General features: G+C 45.6%; 17 protein-coding genes and 1 other annotated feature. Of the genes, 10 read left to right on the forward strand and 7 right to left on the reverse strand.

The annotated features are described in order from the left end of the window. Positions 1 to 151 precede the first annotated feature (151 nt). From thiI to ezrA, 3 genes are read right to left on the reverse strand one after another with little or no spacing between them, the layout of a single operon-like run. Entirely contained in the window at positions 152 to 1,360 is a 1,209-nt protein-coding gene (gene thiI, locus FQV30_RS11505) for a tRNA uracil 4-sulfurtransferase ThiI (RefSeq protein ID WP_146500287.1), read from the reverse strand. A gap of 5 nt (positions 1,361 to 1,365) precedes the next feature. Continuing rightward, positions 1,366 to 2,469, reverse strand: a complete 1,104-nt coding sequence (locus FQV30_RS11510) for a cysteine desulfurase family protein (protein WP_146500288.1) — start codon at positions 2,467 to 2,469, stop codon at positions 1,366 to 1,368. 57 nt (positions 2,470 to 2,526) lie between these two features. Then, positions 2,527 to 4,230 (reverse strand): septation ring formation regulator EzrA, encoded by a 1,704-nt coding sequence (gene ezrA, locus FQV30_RS11515; RefSeq protein ID WP_146500289.1) that lies wholly within the window; start codon positions 4,228 to 4,230, stop codon positions 2,527 to 2,529. 152 nt (positions 4,231 to 4,382) lie between these two features. Here ezrA and hisJ point away from each other — a divergent pair, with 152 nt between their 5' ends. Together hisJ and FQV30_RS11525 are read left to right on the forward strand one after the other, a co-directional pair. Next, positions 4,383 to 5,189, forward strand: coding sequence for a histidinol-phosphatase HisJ (gene hisJ, locus FQV30_RS11520; protein ID WP_146500290.1), 807 nt, complete (start codon positions 4,383 to 4,385; stop codon positions 5,187 to 5,189). 13 nt (positions 5,190 to 5,202) lie between these two features. Further along, entirely contained in the window at positions 5,203 to 5,682 is a 480-nt protein-coding gene (locus tag FQV30_RS11525) for a GAF domain-containing protein (protein ID WP_146500291.1), read from the forward strand. A gap of 248 nt (positions 5,683 to 5,930) precedes the next feature. Here FQV30_RS11525 and megL read toward each other — a convergent pair whose 3' ends face one another. Beyond that, positions 5,931 to 7,139 carry a methionine gamma-lyase gene (gene megL / locus FQV30_RS11530; RefSeq protein WP_146500292.1) on the reverse strand — a complete coding sequence of 403 codons (1,209 nt, stop codon included), beginning with the start codon at positions 7,137 to 7,139 and terminating at the stop codon, positions 5,931 to 5,933. Positions 7,140 to 7,462: 323 nt separating this feature from the next. Here megL and rpsD point away from each other — a divergent pair, with 323 nt between their 5' ends. From rpsD to FQV30_RS11550, 4 genes are all read left to right on the forward strand, one after another. Further along, positions 7,463 to 8,065 carry a 30S ribosomal protein S4 gene (gene rpsD, locus FQV30_RS11535; RefSeq protein WP_146494199.1) on the forward strand — a complete coding sequence of 201 codons (603 nt, stop codon included), beginning with the start codon at positions 7,463 to 7,465 and terminating at the stop codon, positions 8,063 to 8,065. A gap of 114 nt (positions 8,066 to 8,179) precedes the next feature. Then, positions 8,180 to 8,986, forward strand: coding sequence for a cobalamin-binding protein (locus tag FQV30_RS11540; protein ID WP_146500293.1), 807 nt, complete (start codon positions 8,180 to 8,182; stop codon positions 8,984 to 8,986). Between the two features lie 9 nt (positions 8,987 to 8,995). Next, positions 8,996 to 9,949 (forward strand): magnesium/cobalt transporter CorA, encoded by a 954-nt coding sequence (corA, locus tag FQV30_RS11545; protein ID WP_146500294.1) that lies wholly within the window; start codon positions 8,996 to 8,998, stop codon positions 9,947 to 9,949. Between the two features lie 74 nt (positions 9,950 to 10,023). Beyond that, entirely contained in the window at positions 10,024 to 10,680 is a 657-nt protein-coding gene (locus tag FQV30_RS11550; RefSeq protein WP_146500295.1) for a potassium channel family protein, read from the forward strand. 64 nt (positions 10,681 to 10,744) lie between these two features. Here FQV30_RS11550 and tyrS read toward each other — a convergent pair whose 3' ends face one another. Beyond that, positions 10,745 to 12,007 (reverse strand): tyrosine--tRNA ligase, encoded by a 1,263-nt coding sequence (tyrS, locus tag FQV30_RS11555; RefSeq protein WP_146500296.1) that lies wholly within the window; start codon positions 12,005 to 12,007, stop codon positions 10,745 to 10,747. A 171-nt stretch (positions 12,008 to 12,178) separates the two neighbouring features. Next, positions 12,179 to 12,368, reverse strand: a binding site (T-box leader). 105 nt (positions 12,369 to 12,473) lie between these two features. On the opposite strand from tyrS, the gene FQV30_RS11560 reads away from it, so the two are divergent. After that, positions 12,474 to 15,449: a transglycosylase domain-containing protein gene (locus tag FQV30_RS11560; protein ID WP_146500297.1), complete on the forward strand. Its 2,976-nt coding sequence runs from the start codon at positions 12,474 to 12,476 to the stop codon at positions 15,447 to 15,449. A gap of 99 nt (positions 15,450 to 15,548) precedes the next feature. Here FQV30_RS11560 and acsA read toward each other — a convergent pair whose 3' ends face one another. Then, complete coding sequence (gene acsA / locus FQV30_RS11565; RefSeq protein ID WP_146500378.1) at positions 15,549 to 17,267, reverse strand: acetate--CoA ligase; 1,719 nt, start codon at positions 17,265 to 17,267, stop codon at positions 15,549 to 15,551. Between the two features lie 167 nt (positions 17,268 to 17,434). Here acsA and FQV30_RS11570 point away from each other — a divergent pair, with 167 nt between their 5' ends. The 3 genes from FQV30_RS11570 to FQV30_RS11580 are packed head-to-tail and all read left to right on the forward strand — an operon-like array spanning position 17,435 to position 19,877. After that, positions 17,435 to 18,067: a GNAT family N-acetyltransferase gene (locus tag FQV30_RS11570; RefSeq protein ID WP_146500298.1), complete on the forward strand. Its 633-nt coding sequence runs from the start codon at positions 17,435 to 17,437 to the stop codon at positions 18,065 to 18,067. Positions 18,068 to 18,084: 17 nt separating this feature from the next. Continuing rightward, entirely contained in the window at positions 18,085 to 18,729 is a 645-nt protein-coding gene (locus FQV30_RS11575) for an acetoin utilization AcuB family protein (protein WP_146500299.1), read from the forward strand. Then, positions 18,726 to 19,877: an acetoin utilization protein AcuC gene (locus FQV30_RS11580; protein ID WP_146500300.1), complete on the forward strand. Its 1,152-nt coding sequence runs from the start codon at positions 18,726 to 18,728 to the stop codon at positions 19,875 to 19,877. The genes FQV30_RS11575 and FQV30_RS11580 overlap by 4 nt, the downstream gene beginning before the upstream one ends. 22 nt (positions 19,878 to 19,899) lie before the next feature. Here the strand turns inward: FQV30_RS11580 and ccpA are convergent, their stop codons facing one another. Then, entirely contained in the window at positions 19,900 to 20,901 is a 1,002-nt protein-coding gene (gene ccpA, locus FQV30_RS11585; RefSeq protein ID WP_146500301.1) for a catabolite control protein A, read from the reverse strand. Positions 20,902 to 20,968: the final 67 nt, after the last annotated feature.

Consider the following 20,968-nt stretch of genomic DNA (forward strand, 5'->3'; position numbering starts at 1 on the left):
ATTTATATTCTATTTTTTTTATTATACCGGAAGAGTTTTAGTATTCAAAATAATAAAACAAGTCGGTTGCTTTATGTTTCCCTATTTTTCATCAAGCATGAACTTTCTTCTCTTATAAAAAGCCAAAAGAAAAAACCGCCTAATGGCGGTTTTAAAGCAGGTCCTCGTATACAGCGCCGTTTTTTTTCACTTGCGGGAATTTCACGATTTCACGCTGGTCAACCGCTTCTTGAATAAACTCGTCAAAAGAAACGAAATTCTCGTAATACTCGACTTTATCAAGCTTTGGTTTAGTTTTTGGATTGGCGGGCGTGAAAATGGTGCAGCAATCTTCATAGGGGCGTATGGATATATCATACGTCCCTATTTTCTGGGCCGTTTCAATAATATCCAGCTTGTCTGCGGCAATAAGCGGACGAAGAACCGGTGTGCGGGTCACAGCATTGATGGCGCTCAAACTTTCCAAAGTTTGGCTTGCCACTTGCCCCAGGCTTTCTCCGGTGATGATCGCCTTGCAATTTGTTTCTTCCAATACTTTATCCGCCACCCGCATCATCATGCGCCGGGTTGACGTCATCGTAATATTGTCCGGGACTTGTTTATGCACTTCTTGCTGCAGTTTGGTAAATGGAATAATGTGCAGATTGACGGATGAACCGAACTGGCTCAGTTTTTCCGCAAGATCAAACACTTTTTCTTTTGCGCGGTCATTGGTGAATGGCGGGCTGAAAAAATGGATCAGTTCGAGGCGGACGCCCCGTTTCAGCATATGGTAGCCGGCCACCGGGCTGTCAATGCCGCCCGACAGCATCAGCAGGCCTTTGCCGCCTGCGCCGACCGGCAAACCGCCCGCTCCTTGGATGACTTCCGCCATCATGTAAGCCGCTTCTTCGCGAATTTCCACTTTCAGTTCGATGTCAGGATGCTGCATCTGGACGGAAAGTTCCGGAAAGCTGCGCAGCACATGCGAACCGATTTCATGCATGATTTCCAGTTTTTCCAACGGGAATGCTTTGTTCGGACGTTTAACGCTCACTTTGAACGTTTTACCGGTACGGTCGAGTTTCTCGACGACGCGGAACGCGGTTTGTTTCATCGCGTCCATATCCAATTCCGCTTCAGTGACCGGACTGAACGATTGAATGCCAAACACTTTAGGCAGGCGGCGGATCGCTTGTTCTATTTCTGCTTCATTATCCGATGCGATAAACATCCGATCGCGTTCCGCTTTGATGCGGATGCCGCCCAAGTCTGCAAACGTCTGCCGCACGTTATCACGCAATCGGCCAATAAAGGAATTGCGGTTTTTCCCTTTTGTTGATAACTCCCCGTACCTGACGAGGATTTGGTTTGTTTTCATGCTGGTCATACTCCTTTGATCAAACGGTTGACCCGTTCAAATGCTTTCTTGAAATGCCGGATATCTTGTTGGGTCGTGAAAGCTCCGAAACTGATCCGGATCACGCCGTCCCTATAGTCCCGGGGCACTCGTATAGCCTCAATCACGTGGCTTGTTTCACGGCTTTTGGATGAGCATGCACTTGAAGTCGAAACAATGATGCCTTCTTTCTGCAAACCGGAAACAAGGATCTCCCCTTTAATCCCTTTAGCCGCTATAGATAAAATATGAGGTGCGCCTTCTGCCGGACTAAGCACCTTTACATTAGGATAATTCATGAAAAAATCACGCAGGTCATGATTCCATTTTTGATGGCCCCGATGAGGTTCAGCCAATCTCAGCGCTTTTGCTAGTGCAGCAGCATGAGGCACAGAGACAGTCCCGCTCCTCAATCCTGCTTCTTGCCCTCCGCCGACTTGCACAGCTTTGAACTCCACATCGTTGAACGCCAATACACCGCTCGCTTTTAACCCATGGATTTTATGGGCAGACATTGTCAGCAAATCCGGCATTGCGGTTTGATCGAAAGCCAGTTTTCCGATGCTTTGTACCCCATCAACATGGAAAAACGTCCGGGTATTTTTCAAGAGCCGGGCAATGTCGGCGATAGGATGAACCGTGCCGAGTTCATTGTTGACATGCATAAGGCTCACGAGAATCGTATCGCTTCTCAAGGTATTCTTCAACTCATCAAGACTGATCCGGCCGAAATGGTCGACAGGCAAACGTGTGATTTCAAATCCTTGTTCTTCAAGAGCTCCAAGGCTGTTCAACACCGAGGGATGTTCTGTCGCCGCTGTGATAATATGTTTGCCGCGCGACTTGTAAGCAAATGCTGTCCCGAAAATTGCCAAGTTATTCGATTCCGTCCCGCCGGATGTAAAAGCGACGTGCTTCATATGCAAAAGGCCAGCTATTTGAGCACGGGCTTTTTCAAGCAAATCTTCCGCGGCATTTCCCATCTGGTGCAATGAAGCCGGATTGGCATAAAATTGTTCGTTTGCTTTAACGAATGTCTCCAGTATTTCTTTTTTTGGTTTTGTTGTTGCGCTATTGTCCAAGTAAATCATCGTGCCACCTCCGAAAAGAAAACCACCAGCTCAAGGGCTGGTGGTTTTTTTATTGTTTTACGTATGCCAAGCCTCGTCTTTTGCCAGCACTTCAATGCGCTTCATCGAACCAGGCTCGAAGGTTTCAACTGCAGTCGCCGCTTCTTCCAGCGCTTTTGAATAGCGCAGCTGCCGGAAAGATTCTTCAGCTTCCATTAATTTCGCGTTCATTTGCGGATCGGTTTTGCGGAAACGGTTGCCGTATTGGATGATACGTTCAATCAGCCTCACATTTTCTACCATTTCTTTCGCTTTTTCTTCCGCTTCGTCAACGCATTTTTCAGCTTTCACCAAATAGTTGTCGACAAGCTTCATATTCAGCGGCACTTCCTGCAGCCCTTGCATGGTTACAAACAAATGCTCCTCCGCTTCTTCCAAACGAACATCCATTTCCTCCGGAATGCCCGGCATATTGGCTTTATGAAGCATGCGGTCGGTTTCTTGCAGCGTCCGCTTCAGCTTTTCTAATTTCGCGCGTGCTTCATGCTCGTCGATTCTTAAGCTCTTCAGCGAATCAGTAAGATTGCGTTGGGTTTGGTCCACTTTCACCAATTCTTCCCGTATCTCAATCAATTCCTCCGCTAAATGGGAATAAGCGGATTGATCTTCACTTAAACGGGCTTCAAGCAAGTCGAACCGTTTATGCAATTTCTCTATTTTCTCTTGGCAAGCTTTTGGAATCGCTGCATCACTTTCAGAAATCTTATAGCTTAACTGGACCACAGCACATTCATCTGCCATATCGCGAGTATCCCTGGAAACCACTTCCAATTGATTGGCTATCTCTATTTTGTGCTGGTCCACATAGTGCTTCGCCTCAACTTCTCTTTCCAAAATTTCGTAGAAGGAATCGATTTTTTCTTTCATTTCTTCCACTTTCACTTTTGTTTCTGCAACAGTCAACTCAGCAATATTTTGTTTTAGGATGACAAGCTCTTCTTCCATTCGATCGAGTTGGGGCGTCAATTCCAGATGGTTCAAATAGTAGGACTGGCCTTCCATTTCCCGCTGGCCGCTTCGCAGTTCATGGATCGAGGAAGGAATGCGTGATTGAACTTCCGACAACAGCGGAGGAATATCATCTATCAGCGAGAAGACGCGTTTGCTTTCATCGACTAAGCCCATTACGATTTCCCGGGCTTTGAGATAATTGCCTTCAGCAGTCAGCTTGTCATACTCATTGAACAAAGGAGTGAACGACTCCAGCTTTTTCTCAAGCGGAACAGCTGCCGCGCCGTAGGAATGCTGATGAGCAAGCAAAGTCTTGCGTGCCTGGCGGTACTGGTCTTTCATCAATTCCATTTCGTTGCGGTTTTTTTCTTCGCTGCCGATCAAATCTTCCAATTCAACCAAGATTTCAGTCATTTGCTGATCGACTTTTTCTATCTTGGCTTCTATATCGTGTTCAATTGCAGTCGCTTTTCCGAATTTGAAATGCTCGATTGCGTCTTCTGCATCAAACATCGACGCATCAATTTTCGGAATATGTACATCCATAACTTCAGTCCATATGTTACGCCAACGTTCAAACATCTCTTCCGTTTGGCCGTTCATATTCAACTGTTTCACTTTTGTCAATTCTTCAAGGATCGGTTTGTTTTGTATTTGCAGTTTTAACTGTTCCAAGCGTTCAATTTCCGCGTAATGCTTTTTGCGAAACAAAAAGCCGAGAATAATCAGCGCTAATAGAATGATGACCGCAATGATGATATACTTCATCATAAGTCATATAGCCTCCTGTTCAAAATCCATTTCCAGCTTAAAGTAAATGCATTTCATGATTCTTTCATTTTACCATGTATTTTATCTTTTTGTTTGCCAATTTAAGAGAAATGGATAAATATTTTTTGACTAAAAGAAAGCAGGTGTTTTTTATGAAACGGGATGGGCACATCCATACACCCTTTTGTCCGCATGGAACGAAAGATTCACTTGAACTTTACATAGAAAAAGCGATTGCGTCCGGTTTTACGGACATTTCTTTCACCGAACACGCTCCCCTCCCCTCTTCTTTCACTGATCCAACACCTATGAAAGACAGCGGAATGAGCCTAAAAGAATTATACCCGTATATTGACGCCATAGCCCAAGCAAAAGATGCATACAAAAAAGATATCCGGATCCAAACAGGGCTGGAAGTGGATTTTATCGAAGGTTTTGAAAAAGAAACACGGGCATTTTTGGATGAAGTTGGCCCGCTCTTGGATGACGCTATTTTATCCGTACACTTTTTGAAAGTTGGCGGACATTATCATTGCATGGATTACAGCAAAGAAGTTTTCGCAGACATCGCCGCTAAAGCCGGATCGGTCCAAAACGTATATGATCTATATTATAAAACAGTCGCAGCTTCCATTAAAACAGATCTCGGCGCCTACAAGCCAAAACGGATCGGGCACCCGACACTTGTCCATAAATTCCAGCTGGCGCACGGCGAGCAGATCGACGACAGCGCCGAAATCGAAAAAACCCTCCAAAGCATTGCTGCGGCAGGGTATGAAATTGACTTGAACAGCGCCGGCTTTTCCAAACCCGAGTGTCTGGAACCCTATCCCCCTGAACGCTATATAGCCAGAGCGAAAGAGCTTGGCATCCCGCTGGTTTTCGGATCCGACGCCCACAGCGCCAAAGGCTTGCATAACCATTACAGCAAGCTTTATAATAATGAAATCTTAAAATGAAATGAGGTTGCTTATGTTTACCCAAACAAGCTACAGCGGCACAAGCACAGACCAATACAACCTGCTTGGCAAACAACTAGATGCATTATTGACTGGCGAGTCCAACCAGACTGCCAATTTAAGCAACGCTTCCGCTTTATTGAACCAGTTTCTTGAACGGATCAATTGGGTCGGTTTTTATTTGATGGAAGATGGCGAATTGGTTCTTGGGCCATTCCAAGGGCTGCCTGCCTGCGTCCGCATCAAAATCGGCAAAGGGGTTTGCGGTACAGCGGTTTCTGAAAAGAAAACCATGCTGATTGATAATGTCCATGAATTCCCGGGACATATCGCGTGTGATGCCGCTTCCCAATCTGAAATCGTTATTCCGCTTATCAAAGACGGCGAAGTGATCGGTGTCCTCGATATCGACAGCCCCGAGCTCAGCCGCTTTTCAAAAGAAGACCAAGAAGGATTGGAACACTTTACGGAAGTCCTGCTAAAACATTTGTAGACAAAAAGCCCTGAAACTTTTCAGTTTCAGGGCTTTTTTCGCTTCTTTGATAATAGTTAGAAGTTATCGATAACCGCTGCCCTTGAAAGAGTCTTCCGATGGTTTCGGCCATCTTTATATTCGGGTCAATCTTACTTGATACGCTTTCTAATTATAGATGGAGTTGAAGTTTTCCATTTGTTTTTCCTAACCATAAAGCAAAGAACGGAAAATTCCTCAGGAAGACAATGAAGCTATGGAAGATTATATTATATTTCCTGCAATTCCATTTTCACTTTTTCAAACGCTTGCGCCAAGTCTTCCATCAAATCGTCGGTATGTTCAAGGCCGACTGACAGCCTCAGCAGAGAATCGGTGATTCCCATCGCAGCTCTCTCCTTCTCCGGAACGGCCGAGTGGGTCATTGTCGAAGGATGTTGGATAAGCGTCTCCGCATCGCCTAAGCTGACTGCGATTTTGACAAGTGAAAGGGCGTTCATGAATGCTTGCGCTTCTTTTTTCCCGCCTTCGATTTCAAACGATATCAAACCGCCCCCTTCGCGCATTTGTTTTACCGCAATTCCGTGTTGCGGATGCGCCTTGTCAAAAGGATAAAAGATGGTTTTCACGCTGGGCTCTTTTTGTAAAAAGGCCAGGATTTCTTTGGCGTTGGAAACATGGCGGTCCATCCGGACATGAAGAGTCTTCAATCCTCTTATCAATAGCCATGCATCAAACGGCGACATGATTCCGCCCACATCTTTTTGCACCGTTTTCCGCAGACGCTGCATTTCTTCCGCATCTTTTCCGACCAATATTCCGCCTACAACGTCGCCATGTCCGTTCAAGTATTTCGTAGCGCTGTGCAAAACGAAATCAGCTCCCATCCGCAGCGGGTTCTGTAAATAAGGTGAACTGAATGTGTTGTCTACCACTACAGGAATCCCTCTCCTTGAAGCGACGGCTTCCACAGCTTCCAGATTGACCAGCTCCATCGTCGGGTTGATCGGTGTCTCTACATATATACATGCTGTCTCCGGCAAGATGGCCCGTTCGATTTGTTCTTCTGTTGTCATCGATACCAAACTGTGGGTGATGCCGTATTTTTCATTCATGATTTCCAACAAGCCGAATGTACAGCCATATATGCCTCTTGAGCATAGAACATGGTCTCCAGCCTTGGTCAAGTAAACCAATATAGCATTGACAGCTGCCATTCCCGAGCCGAATGCAAGTGCACCTTGGCCGCATTCAATTTCTGCCATACGTTCTTCCAAGACACGCACAGTCGGATTGCCTAACCTGGAATAGATGTTTCCTCCACTATTTCCTGCAAAGCGGCTTTCCCCTTCTTCTGCATCCGCAAATGAGAATGTCGAAGTCTGGTAAAGCGGTGTAGCTAAGCTGTCGTGGTGGAGTTTGCTGTCGTAGCCTCTATGGATGACAGCAGTCTCCATTTTCATATTTCGCTTTTTCATTTGAAACACCCCTTATCAAAGTTAGAAAGCGCTTACATTCATTCTCTTTTTATTCTATCGTGAATAGCAGAAAAAGAAAAGCCGGCCTTTTCCGTTCAATTGTTTCCATTGACTTTCCCTATGAAAATCGGTTATACTACTCTTTGTGTAAAATAATCGCAGCAGTTGTATGTGCGGGTTTGTCCATTTTATTCCTCCCTAGTAGGTGTATCGCGTAACTCTTGGCTGCTGAGCGAAGGTACATGAAAATAAAATGGCTTACAGCATGAATGCATCTGGTTTTTATTTTACTCTAAAAACCAAAAACAGAGGAGGAGACATATATGTCTCGTTATACAGGTCCATCATGGAAACTGTCACGCCGCCTAGGAGTATCTCTTAGCGGAACAGGTAAAGAATTAGAAAAACGCCCTTACGCACCAGGTCAACACGGTGCTAACCAACGCAGAAAAGTTTCTGAATACGGTTTGCAACTTCAAGAAAAACAAAAGCTTCGTTTCATGTACGGTGTAAACGAACGCCAATTCAAAACTTTGTTCAACAAAGCTGGCAAAATGCCTGGCAAACACGGTGAAAACTTCATGATCTTGCTTGAAGCCCGCCTTGATAACGTTGTTTACCGTTTAGGCCTTGCGCGCACTCGCCGCCAAGCTCGCCAAATCGTAAACCACGGCCACATCCTTGTTGACGGCAAACGCCTTGACATCCCGTCATACAGCGTGAAACCGGGCCAAACAATCACTTTCCGCGAACGTTCAAACAACTTGGATGTTGTTAACGAAGCAATCGAAGTAAGCAACTTTGTTCCTGAGTATGTTTCTTTCAATGCTGACGCTAAAGAAGGCACTTTCGTACGCTACCCTGAGCGCAGCGAATTGTCTGCTGAAATCAACGAATCATTGATCGTAGAATTCTACTCTCGTTAATTTCGAGCCATTAAAAGAAGCCCCGCTTATGCGGAGGCTTCTTTTTTGCTTTGAAAGGATTTTTACTTCCCCCTTTTTTCTATGGTAAACTGAGGAAAACGGCGGAGGTGCAAAATGCGAATCATTTCAATCTGTCCAAGCAATACGGAACTTCTCGCTTTTTTGGGTGCCGATCACATGCTGGTGGCTGTCGATGATTTTTCCGATTGGCCGGAGCATGTTGCCGGGTTGCCGCGGCTTGGGCCTGATTTGTCCATCCGCATGGATGAACTTGAAGCTTTAAACCCCGACTTGGTTTTAGCCTCGCTTAGCGTACCGGGCATGGAAAGAAACGTAGACGAACTGATCAAACGGAAAATTCCTCATCTCGTTTTAAATCCCCAGTCTCTAGATGAAATCGGCAATGATCTCCTAACAGTGGGGCAAGCATGCGGCATCGATGCAGCGCAGATTCACGCTGAATATACTGCTGTTATTGAAGATATCAAAAGCCGTTCGGCCAACGCCTTGCCCCGCCCTTCCCTTTATTGGGAATGGTGGCCAAAACCGGTTTTCACACCCGGCAGCATCAATTGGCTGACGGAAATCAGTGAAATTGCCGGAGCACGCAATATTTTCGATGATATCGATTCAGCCAATTTCCAAACCGATTGGGAAGAAGTGAAAAAGCGCGACCCTGATTTTATACTTCTTGCATGGGTCGGCATTATGACTTCCAAAGTGAAACCTGCGCTTGTCAGGAAACGGCCGGGCTGGAACGAAATGAAAGCATACGAAAACATCCATATCATGGAAGAAGAATTGTATTGCCGCCCTTCCCCCCGTTTGGTTGAAGGAGCCATCAAGCTGGGGAAATTGGTTCATCCGGACATATACAGCGATATGGAGCTGCCGAGCTTTATTGGAGAAAAACAACTATAGGAGAAAAGTATGCTTAGAATACTAGCAATCAACAAAGAAAACGATCTGCTTATAAACCCGCCATTGGATTCATTGGAAAACATGAAGTGGTACTGGGCGGATTTTAATATGCCGACAGATGAAGAAACCAGCTTGCTCGGAAGTTATTTCCATTTCCACCCGCTTGCCATTGAGGATTGCATCCACTCGCTTCAACGGCCGAAGCTGGAGCACTATGAAAACCTCAGCTTCCTCGTTTTTCATACCTTGAACGAAAAAACGCTGGAAGCTTCTGAAGTGGATTTGTTTATCACCGAAAATTTCACGGTATCTTTCCATTATGAAGACTTGCAGGAAGTCAACTATGTCTGGGATTATTTCCAGCGTTCAAAAAGTTCCGACCGGATAAAGCCTGTCGAAGTTGTCTACAAAATCATGGATAAAGTGGTCGATTCATTTTTCCCGATTACGGACAAGCTGGAAGACCATTTGCTTGGCATTGAAAATTCCAGGGAAGACCAATTTGCGGGCAATATGATCATTCAGAAAACCTTCGATATACGGAAGGATTTGCTGAAACTCAGGCAAACTGTCCTTCCGATGCGGGATTTGGTTTACCGGATCCTGGAATCGAAGCGTTTTATCATCCAGGAACAAAAACGGGCTTATTTTCAGGATATCCATGACCATTTGATCAAGCTCAGCCAGATTATTGAATCCAACCGCGAGCTGACTTCAGATATTCGCGACAGCTACATATCGATGAACTCTTTCCGAATGAACAACATTATGAAAACTTTGACCGTCATTACCACTATATTCATGCCACTGACATTTTTAGCCGGAATCTACGGGATGAATTTTCAATACATGCCCGAACTTCAATGGGAAGCAGGATATTTTGTTGTATTGGCTGTCATGCTGTTCACCGGCATCGGCATGTTTCTCTGGTTCAAGAACAAAGGCTGGTTCGACAGCGAATAACGCTGACAGTCGCCAAGCAGATGAACAGCCAGCCGCACCAAAGCAAAAACCGCTGATCGATTGGAGGAAGCAAAATGAAAAAACAAGTTGTTGTTATCGGGCTCGGCCGATTTGGCACAAGCGTCTGTAAAGAACTGTATAAACTGGGCCATGAAGTGTTAGCCATCGACCAGAACTTTGAACGCGTCAATGGATTGACGGATTATTCTTCCCATGCCGTAGTGGCAGATGCCACAGATGAAAAAAGCTTGAAATCTTTAGGAGTGCGCAACTTTGACCACGCTATTGTCGCAATCGGCGACAATCTCCAGTCAAGTGTCCTCTGCACGTTGATGCTAAAAGAAATCGGCCTGAAAAAAGTCTGGGTAAAAGCCCGCGACTTGCAGCATCAAACCATATTGGAGCGCGTCGGCGCAGATCGGGTCATCCAGCCCGAAAATGAAATGGGCATCCGTGTGGCCCACCATATGGATTCTGAAAAGCTGATCGACTATATCGACCTTTCGAAAGACTATAGCATTGTCGAATTGGTGGCAACCGAGAAGACGGCCAATAAAAGTTTGAACCAGCTGAATACGAACGCCAAATACGGCTGCACCATCCTCGCCATCAAACGAGGGGAAGATGTGAACATTGTTCCGCTGCCCTCCGATGTTATCAAGCTCGGAGATATATTGATCATCATCGGGCACCGTGAAGATTTGAAGCGCTTTGAAGATAAGAGCGTTTAAGCGCCTGTTTCTTCCATAAGAAAATCCGTCCAGAGAATTGCTCTGGACGGATTTTTGGGTTTGTTCAAAATTGTACCATGTGGTATTTTTTCTTGCCGCGGCGGACAATGGCGAATGTATCTTCTAAACGGTCTTTTTCATCTACAACATATTCCAGATCGGTCACTTTCTCTCCGTTTACTGATATCGCACCGTTTGCCACGTCTTCCCGCGCTTGTCTTTTGGAAGATGAAATGCCCGCTTCTACAAGCAAGTCGATGATGGCTTTCGGCTCTTTCGCCATTTCCACAGAAGGCACGTCTTTGAACGCCGCTTTCATTTCGCTGGCAGACAACGCTTTTAAGTCGCCGCTGAACAGCGCTTTTGTGATGCGAAGCGCATCATCCAACGCATCTTCCCCGTGAATCAGCTTGGTCATTTCTTCAGCCAGCACCTTCTGGGCTTTGCGCAGATGCGGTTCATTTTCGACCGTAACTTGGAGCGCCTCAATCTCTTCACGGCTGATGAACGTAAAAATCTTCAAGTACTTGATAACATCCGCGTCTGCTGTGTTGATCCAGAATTGGTAGAATTCATAAGGCGAAGTTTTTTTCGCATCAAGCCATACTGCACCGCCGGCAGTTTTCCCGAACTTTGTGCCATCCGCTTTTGTAACAAGCGGTATCGTGATGCCGAATGCTTTGGTTTCTTCTTCGTGCGTCTTGCGGATAACTTCAAGGCCGGAAGTGATATTGCCCCATTGGTCGGATCCGCCGATTTGTACACGGCAATTAAAGTTATTGTACAAATGGTTGTAATCGATCGCTTGAATCAGCGTGTATGAGAATTCAGTAAACGAAATTCCATTTTCCAGGCGTGAAGCAACCGATTCTTTTGCAAGCATGTAATTGACGGAAATCAGTTTTCCATAATCCCGCAAAAATTCAATCACGCTCATTTGGCCGATCCAATCGCGGTTGTTGACCATCTGTGCTCCGTTTTGGGACTGGAAATCAAAAATCTGTTCCATCTGCACTTTTATCGCTTCGACGTTTTTATCGATTTGCTCTGTTGATTGAAGTTGGCGTTCTTCGTTGCGTCCTGACGGATCGCCAATCATGCCTGTCGCGCCTCCTACAAGCAAAATCGGCTGATGGCCATGCATCTGGAAGCGGCGCAAAGTCAACAGCGGAACAATATGGCCAATATGCATACTGTCTGCAGTGGGATCGACTCCGCAGTATAAAGAGATTTTTTCTTCTTCCAGCAATTTCGCCAGACCTTCTTCGTCGGTTTGTTGGTATAACAACCCACGCCATTTCAAATCTTTCATCAACTCGTTTGCCATTCTAATTCCTCCTTAAGATATGCGCTGCATCAAGTCCTGCGGTTGTTTCCGCTCTCCTGAATATGGAGCAAAGCAGCTGGGATGGCCGTTGAAAAGTACAGCGGCGTTACAGGACACTCCTAATCTCCACTTAACCCAGCTCAAAATAAAAAAGCCCCTGCATGAAATTCATGCAGGGACGCTTTTGCGCGGTACCACCCAGCTTGGAGATTTTCTCTCCCTACTCCAAATGTGCCGAACGGGGCACTTCCGTAAACTCCAAGCCTGTAATTCAGCCGCTGCGCTTTGACCGGTTTGCACCATCCACCGGCTCTCTGGACAAAATTCGCGCGCCCTACTTCGGACTCTTCAACGTTTAAATATGAATATATTTAGTAGTTTACTTTAATATAAGATATTGTCAATATCCTTCATTGAGTATATGAGAATATGCTATAATAAGACAAGATTTTAGGAGGGTGATAATGTGCTCGATCAAATAAAGAACTGGCTTGCTAAAGCTGAAGAGTCTTACAATAAATGGTCATCTGCCAAATGGGCCAGACGCTTTAATATTACCACTGGCGTCCTTTGGAATTTGGCCATCTTGCTTGCGATCATATTTGTCGCGAGCGGAGTGTTTGCCGCTTCAGTCGGCGCAGGCTATTTCGCTTCACTAGTCGACGAGGAAAAGCTTCGTACCCCTGAAGAAATGCGGGACGAGGTTTATAGCTATGAGGAAACATCGGAATTGTATTTTGCTGGAGAAGTTTACTTCGGGAAGCTTCAAACGGATTTGGAACGTACAGAAACTACACTAGATAAAGTATCAGAAAATGCGATCAACGCCGTTCTTGCTACGGAAGACGAGTACTTTGAAGAACATAACGGGATTGTCCCAAAAGCTATTTTCCGCGGATTGTTCCAGGACGTCTCCAATTCGGATAGCCAGACGGGTGGATCTACACTGACACAACAGCTTATCAAGAACCAGATTTTGACGAACGAAGTTTCCTACGAACGGAAAGCGAAGGAAATTTTGCTGGCGATGCGATTGGAAAAATTCATGTCCAAAGATGAAATTATGGAAGCTTACTTGAATATTGTCCCTTATGGCCGAAATTCCGCAGGGACAAATATTGCCGGAATTGAAACTGCTGCGAAAAGCATTTTCAACGTGTCGGCAAGCGAATTGACTTTGCCACAAGCTGCCTATATTGCAGGGATTCCAAAAGCTCCCTTCCTTTATACTCCTTACCAAGCGCAAGGCGGAAAGCTGAAAAGCAAAGATGGGCTTCAGCCCGGGCTCGACCGCATGAAAACTGTGCTGTTCCGCATGAAAGAGACGGAATACATTACAGAAGAAGAATACAGCGAAGCCCTAGCTTATGATATTACAAAAGATTTCCGGAAAAACGAACAGCGCGCTTATGATAAATATTATTACGTGACTACAGAGCTGGAAAAACGTGCTACCCGCATCATCATGGATGTCCTGGCAGAACAAGATGGAGTCGAGCCAGAAACCTTGGATGAAAACGATAAGCTCTATGAAGAATATGCAATTCTTGCTGACCGCGCAGTCCGGTCAAACGGATATCGGATCTATTCGACCATCAACAAAAAGTTATATGATGCACAACAAAAAGCAAAAGACAATTATAAAACGTATGGCACGACCAGAAATGGCACTGTCATCAATGCCGATGGCGAAGAAGAAGAAAAGGAATTCCCGGTCCAAGTCGGCAGTATGACAATAGAAAACAAAACGGGGCGCATCTTGAGCTTTATTGGCGGACGTGACCCTGAAATCGAGAAATTGAACCATGCAACGCAAGGTTTCCGTTCGATTGGTTCAACCGTAAAACCGTTGCTTGTCTATGGACCAGCAATCGAATACGGCAAAATTGGCGCCGGCAGCCCGGTCGTCGATGTGAAATTCAAAAAGAACGACAACGGAACCATCTGGGAGCCAGCCAACTTTGTACCGACAAGCGAACAAGGCATCATGCCGGCGCGCGACGCTTTGGCACAATCCCAAAATTTGCCGGCACTTCGCTTATACGCGCAAATCAATGACCAAGTGCCGATCAAGTATATGATGAACTCTGGCTTCTCCAGAGTGGAAGAACAGGAAAACTACAATACATCGGCTGCATTGGGCGGCGGTATTGAAGGATCTGTAGAGGAAATTACGAATGGATATGCAATGGTTGCCAACGGCGGTAAGTTTGTCGATGCCTATATGATCGATAGAATCGAAGATGACGAAGGAAATGTGGTTTTTGAACACAAATCAAATGAGAAAGAAGTATTTACGCCGCAAACGGCTTATATTCTTACCGATATGCTCCGCGATGTGTTTGAAAATGACAGAGGAACAGCAAACCGCGCAAACAGTTTATTGAACTTCAACGCAGACTTTGCTGGAAAAACCGGTACAACCCAACAGACAAGAGATGTCTGGCTTATCGGCTATAACCCCAACATCACGATGGGTGTTTGGCTAGGATATGACAAAGAGAAATACTCGCTGGCTGACTTTCCTAACCGTGACTTGCAGCCTTCAGTCCGAGTCAACCAGTTATGGGCTAACTTGATGAATGTTTCTTACGATGTAAAGCCAAAACTAATCGGTGCAAACAAAAAGTTCAAACAGCCGAAAGGCGTTGTTACACGCTCTTTCTGTGCAATTTCCGGTCTTGCACCGAGCGGATCATGTTCGGGCGACGGCTTAGTGAAAGCCGATTTGTTCAATGAAAAAGCAATGGTTCCATCCAAGAGGGATGACAGTTTGACTTCCGGATCCTATACAACCATCAATGGCAGCCGTTATGCTGCACTTGACAGCACGCCAAGAGAATTTGTCACAAGTGGAGGCGCTGGTGTATCGCAGGCCTTTGTTGATCGGATGCTTGCACCATTCGGAGGCGATGCAAGCAAATTATTCCCAGGCGACTCTCGTTATGCAAGAGTGGTCGCAGGATCCAATTTTGAGCCCGACGGCTCTGCTCCTTCAGCAGTAAACGCAACATTGAATGGCAGCACCCTTACGTGGAGCAATTCAGCTTCCGATGATGTTGTCGGTTATCGTGTATACAGAGAAGGCAGCGGCTCTCCTCTTTCTTCCCTCTCTGAATCCCGAGAGAACTCTTTTAATTTGCCTGGAGCGGGCAGCTATTATGTAGTGGCTGTTGATATTACCGGCAAACAATCCGGCAAGTCCAATAGCGTAAGCATCGAAGCGGAAAAACCAAAAGCAGAACCGGAAGAGGAAGAGGAAGAGAAAGAATCAGCACCGGAAACGGAAGAAAATAATTCTTCTGACGACAAAAAAGATGAAGATTCCAAGCCGGCTGACGAAGAAAAGAAAGACGAAGAAAAAGACGAAGAAAAAGAAGAAGAAGAAGAACCTGCTGAAGATGAAGATGAAGATAAAGAAGAACCGAAAGACGAAGAATGATTTTCATCTATCCAGCCGGTCCGCTCAGAGCGGATCGGCTTTTTCTATGAGAAAAAAGCCTCGGCCAGAAAATCGGCTGAGGCTTTTTCCTTCTATCTATCAATCTTCCATTGTCGACAAATCGCCTGTCGGCAAATCCAATTCCCAAGCTTTCAACACACGCCGCATGATTTTTCCGCTCCGTGTTTTCGGCAGCTTGTCTTTGAATTCAATTTCTCTTGGTGCTGCATGCGCCGCAAGCCCCTTCTTCACAAATTGCTGGATGTCCTGCACAAGTTCCTCTGAGGGCTCATAGCCTTCGTTCAGTGCCACAAATGCTTTGATGACTTCTCCCCGCACCGGGTCCGGTTTTCCGATCACGCCCGCTTCCGCTACTGCAGGATGCTCTAACAGCGTGCTTTCAACTTCGAACGGTCCGACACGTTCACCAGAAGTCATAATAACGTCATCTACACGTCCTTGGAACCAGAAATAGCCTTCTTCATCCATATAAGCTGAATCTCCAGAAACATACCACTCGTCGTTCATAAAATAAGATTCGTATTTCTGCGGGTTGTTCCAAATTTGGCGCATCATGGATGGCCAGCCTTTCTTGATGGCCAAGTTCCCCATCTGATTTGGCGGAAGTTCCTTGCCTTGGTCATCGACAATGGCCGCTTTGATGCCAGGCACCGGCTTGCCCATAGAACCAGGCTTGATCGTCATGGATGGATAATTGCAGATCATGTGGCCGCCAGTCTCTGTCATCCACCATGTATCATGGATCCGCTTTTTGAACACTTGCATGCCCCAGCGTACAACTTCGGGATTCAACGGTTCTCCAACTGACAGCACGTGGCGGAGCGTCGACAAATCGAACTCTTTGACCAATGCGTCCCCTGCCCCCATCAACATGCGGAATGCGGTAGGCGCGCTATACCAAACGGTTACGCCAAAATCTTCAATTGCCTTGTACCAGCCCTCAGGAGAAAAGCGGCCTCCCAGAATGACTGTGGTTGACCCTGTCAGCCAAGGAGCAAACACCCCGTAAGAAGTTCCAGTAACCCATCCCGGGTCGGCAGTACACCAATAGATGTCCTGCTCGTTCAAATCCAATACCCATTTTGCGGTCTGGTAATGTTGGACCATGGCGTATTGAGCATGAAGCACCCCTTTCGGCTTGCCTGTCGAGCCGGAGGTATAGTGCAGCACAAGGCCGTCTTCTTTATCAAGCCACTCAATATCAAACTGATCAGAGCTCGAATTCAAGTATTTATGGACATCAATGATTTTGCTGTCTTCCTCAATATTCCCTCCAACCAGGAAAATCGTCTTTAAGTTAGGCAGCCGGTCATGCGGAACACGCGGCAGCAATTCCGGGGTCGTGATGATCGCTTTCGCGTCGCTGTCATCCAAACGGTCGTAGATAGCCCCTTCCATGAACGCCTCGAACAACGGGCCGACAATCAATCCCATTTTCAATGCGCCAAACATCATGAAATACAATTCCGGCGATCTTGGCATGAAAATGAACAACCGGTCCCCTTTTTCAAGATCAGAATGCGCTTTCAATAAATTTGCTGCCCGATTTGTCATGCGTTTCATTTCGTAGAAGGTGTATGATTCGCTTCTTCCCTGGTCTTTATAATATAGAGCGACTTTGTTTTTTCGATCAGAATCTGCGTGGCGATCGATTGCTTCATATGCCATATTGACCTTGCCGGTCTCATGCCAGCTGAATTCTTTTTCAGCATCGGCCCAATCAAAGTTTGCAGCAGTTTCTTCATAGTTATGTAATAGATAATTTCCTTGTAACGCTGGTATCGCTTCCACTTTCATCCTAATCATCCTTTCCTGTCGATTCTCTTTCATTCTACAACATTCTGACAATTGAATGCCAATTATTTTAATTTTTTAGAAAAGACACTCTCTTTCACGGCCTTAGTCCCCATCTATCACCAGTTCATGTATAATAAAGCTAATTGTAACCAATAGGCGGTGAAAAAATGGAGCATAAGAAAACCTATAATGTGTTGGAGTTGAAGACAAAGCACGGCCCTCTAGTCATTGAAGGGCCAGTTCCTTCCAGCGAATTGGAAGAGCTTGAGTTTCATGAAGATCTGGTCGCCTTCCGTCCGCCTGAACAGCAGCATAAAGCGGTTATTGGAATCGCCGATCTGCCGGAGGGACGGATTATAATTGCCCGCGACCAAAGTATGATTGTCGGATATGTCACCTTCCTTTATCCAGACCCTCTTGAAAGATGGTCTGAAGGGAAAATGGAGAACTTGATTGAACTTGGCGCTATTGAAGTCATCCCTAAATTCAGGGGCAGCGGAGTCGGCAAAGCGCTGCTGAAAGTATCGATGATGGATGATGCGCTGGAAGATTTTATAGTCATTACGACTGAATATTATTGGCATTGGGATCTGAACGGAACCGGCTTGAACGTTTGGGAATACCGAAAAGTTATGGAGAAAATGATGCAGGCGGGCGGACTGGAGTATTATGCCACCGATGATCCTGAAATCAGTTCGCACCCGGCAAATTGTTTGATGGCTAAAATCGGCAGCCGCGTCGATCCCGAGTCAGTCCAAAAATTCGATCAATTGCGTTTCATGAACCGCTACATGTATTAAATTCGAGGGGTGTATATATGTTAGTTGAAGAGATTATGAAAACCACTATCCACTCGCTCCGTCCCGAGCAAACCGTCAAAGAAGCTGTACTGTTATTTGAAGAAAAGCATATTCGCCATGCACCGATAGTAGAAGACGGAAAACTTGTGGGGATCCTATCAGACCGTGATTTGAAAGATGCCCTGCCCTCACGTTTCGCTACTTCCCCGCCGCCGGAACGATATGAGAAGAAAATCGAAAGCATCATGACGAAAAATCCGGTAACTGCGCATCCAATGGATTTTGTCGAAGAAATCGCTTTGGTTTTCTACGAACAGCAAATTGGCTGCCTTCCTGTCTTAAGCGGAACAAGATTAGTTGGATTTTTGACAGAAACCGACCTTCTGTACAAGTACATCGAACTTACCGGAGCTCATCAACCCGGTTCACAAATCGAGATAAAAGTTCCAAACCGTTCTGGTGTACTATATGAGGTTTCGAAAGTATTTTACGAAAAGCACATCAATGTTCTAAGCGTCCTGGTATATCCCGACAAGCAGGATTCCAGCAACAAAATTCTCGTGTTCCGTGTCCAGACGATGAATCCATTAACTGTGATTGATGACTTACGCAAAGAAGGTTTCGATGTTTTATGGCCAAACATACCCAAAATAAACAAATGAAACATGCCGTCTTCGTCTATTCGGAAGACCAGCTGGGCTATAAGTTTTCAGAGACGCATCCATTCAATCAAAAGAGGCTTGTTCTGACCATAGATTTGCTCCGACATATGAATGCGCTTTCAGATGATGTTATTGTTCCAGCTCGTATAGCGACAGACGAAGAATTGCTTTTAGCCCATGATCAGCGTTATATTGATATCGTCAAAAAAGCGAGCCGTGGGGAAATCACGCCTGAAGCCGGCGAAAGCTATGGCATCGGCACAGAAGATACCCCTATTTTCGAAAACATGCATGAAGCCAGTGCGCGTCTAGTCGGCGGAACACTGACAGCGGTCGACTATGTGATGGAAGGAAAAGCTCAACATGCCCTGAATCTTGGCGGCGGCCTCCATCATGGATTTCGCGGAAAAGCATCAGGCTTTTGCATCTATAATGACAGCTCGGTAGCCATCAATTACATCAAGGAAAAATATGGAGCACGAGTGCTCTACATTGATACGGATGCCCACCACGGTGACGGCGTGCAATGGTGCTTTTATGAAGATCCGGATGTCTGCACAGTTTCCATCCATGAAACTGGGCGGTACTTGTTTCCAGGCACAGGAAGCATCAGTGAGCGCGGCAGTGGCCAAGGTTATGGAACAAGCTTCAACTTTCCGATAGATGCTTTTACGGAAGATGAATCTTTTTTGGATATTTACCGGACGTCTATGAAAGAAATTGTTGAGTATTTCAAACCTGACGTTATTCTTAGCCAAAACGGTGCTGATGCCCATTATTTGGATCCTTTGACGCATTTGTACGGGACTATGAACATTTACCGGGAGATACCAAAAATAGCTCACGAGCTGGCCCATGAATACTGTGGCGGCCGCTGGATTGCAGTTGGAGGCGGCGGCTATGATATATGGCGTGTCGTACCCAGGGCTTGGTCATTTTTATGGATGGAAATGAACAATTTTCTCCTTCCTGAAGGAAAATTGCCGCAATCCTGGATTTCCAAATGGCAGCCAGAATCGCCCGTCCGGCTAATCGATACATGGCATGATCCTCAAAATATGTATGAAGCCATTCCCCGAAAAGAAGAAATCACGGATAAAAACCATCAAATGCTCAACAAAGCGCTGTATATGATTCGGAATACGTAAAAAGCTCCCTATAAGGGAGCTTTTAATCGTTATTTTTGGTAGATTGGCGTTCTTCTATACGATATGGAAGAATGACTTGATTTTCCTCGATTTCCTCTTTGTTCATGTATTTTGTTAGTAGACGCATGGATACAGCTCCGATATCGTATAAGGGGAATGCGATAGAGGTTAGCATAGGACGTGCCATGCGGGCTAATTTCGAATTCTCATAACTGATAATTTCCACATCTTCCGGAATTTTCTTTCCGATTTCTTCCAATCCATGGATAACTCCTACGGACATTTCATCATTGCTGACAAAATAAGCAGTCGGATCGAATGGTTTCAGGGTTTCAACAGCTTCTGTGCCTTCATCATATGAATTGTTGCACTCCACCACCATTTGTTCTTCGAATTCGATTCCTGCGTCCAGCAAAGCTTGTTTATACGCTTTTAGCTTATAGTCTTTGTTGACTTTGGATGTCATCGGACCTGAAATGAATGCGATTTTCTTATGGCCGTTATCAATCAATTTTTTCACTGCTTCATAGGCGGCTCCATAATAATCGATATTGACCGACGCAATTGTAGCTGACTCGTCGATAGATCCCGCCAAAACAATCGGAGCCGATGAACGCTCCATTTCATGCAGAAGTTCCGGCGTAATCATGCCACTCATGAAAACGATTCCGTCTACTTGTTTACCAAGCATTGTTTCCAGGAGTTGAAGTTCTTTGTTTTGGTTTTGGTCTGAATTCGACAAGATGATATTGTAGCGGTACATCGTAGCGATGTCCTCAATGCCACGTGCAAGTTCAGCATACATGCTGTTGGAAATATCAGGGATGATTACGCCAACCGTTGTGGTTTTTTTGCTGGCAAGCCCTCTTGCCACTGCATTGGGGCGATAACCCAATTCTTCTATAACTTTTAGGACTTTCTTCCGTGTGGCAGGCTTTACGTTCTGGTTTCCGTTCACTACCCGTGAAACGGTTGCCATGGAAACGTTCGCTTCTCTTGCCACGTCGTAAATTGTAACGGTCATTGTACGCCTCCTTTCAAGTGCTCCTTTTATCATACGATAGAAACTTTCATGATATCAACTAAAAAAG

It is taken from the genome of Planomicrobium sp. CPCC 101110 (assembly GCF_007859395.1).
Classification (GTDB): Bacteria; Bacillota; Bacilli; order Bacillales_A; family Planococcaceae; genus Planococcus.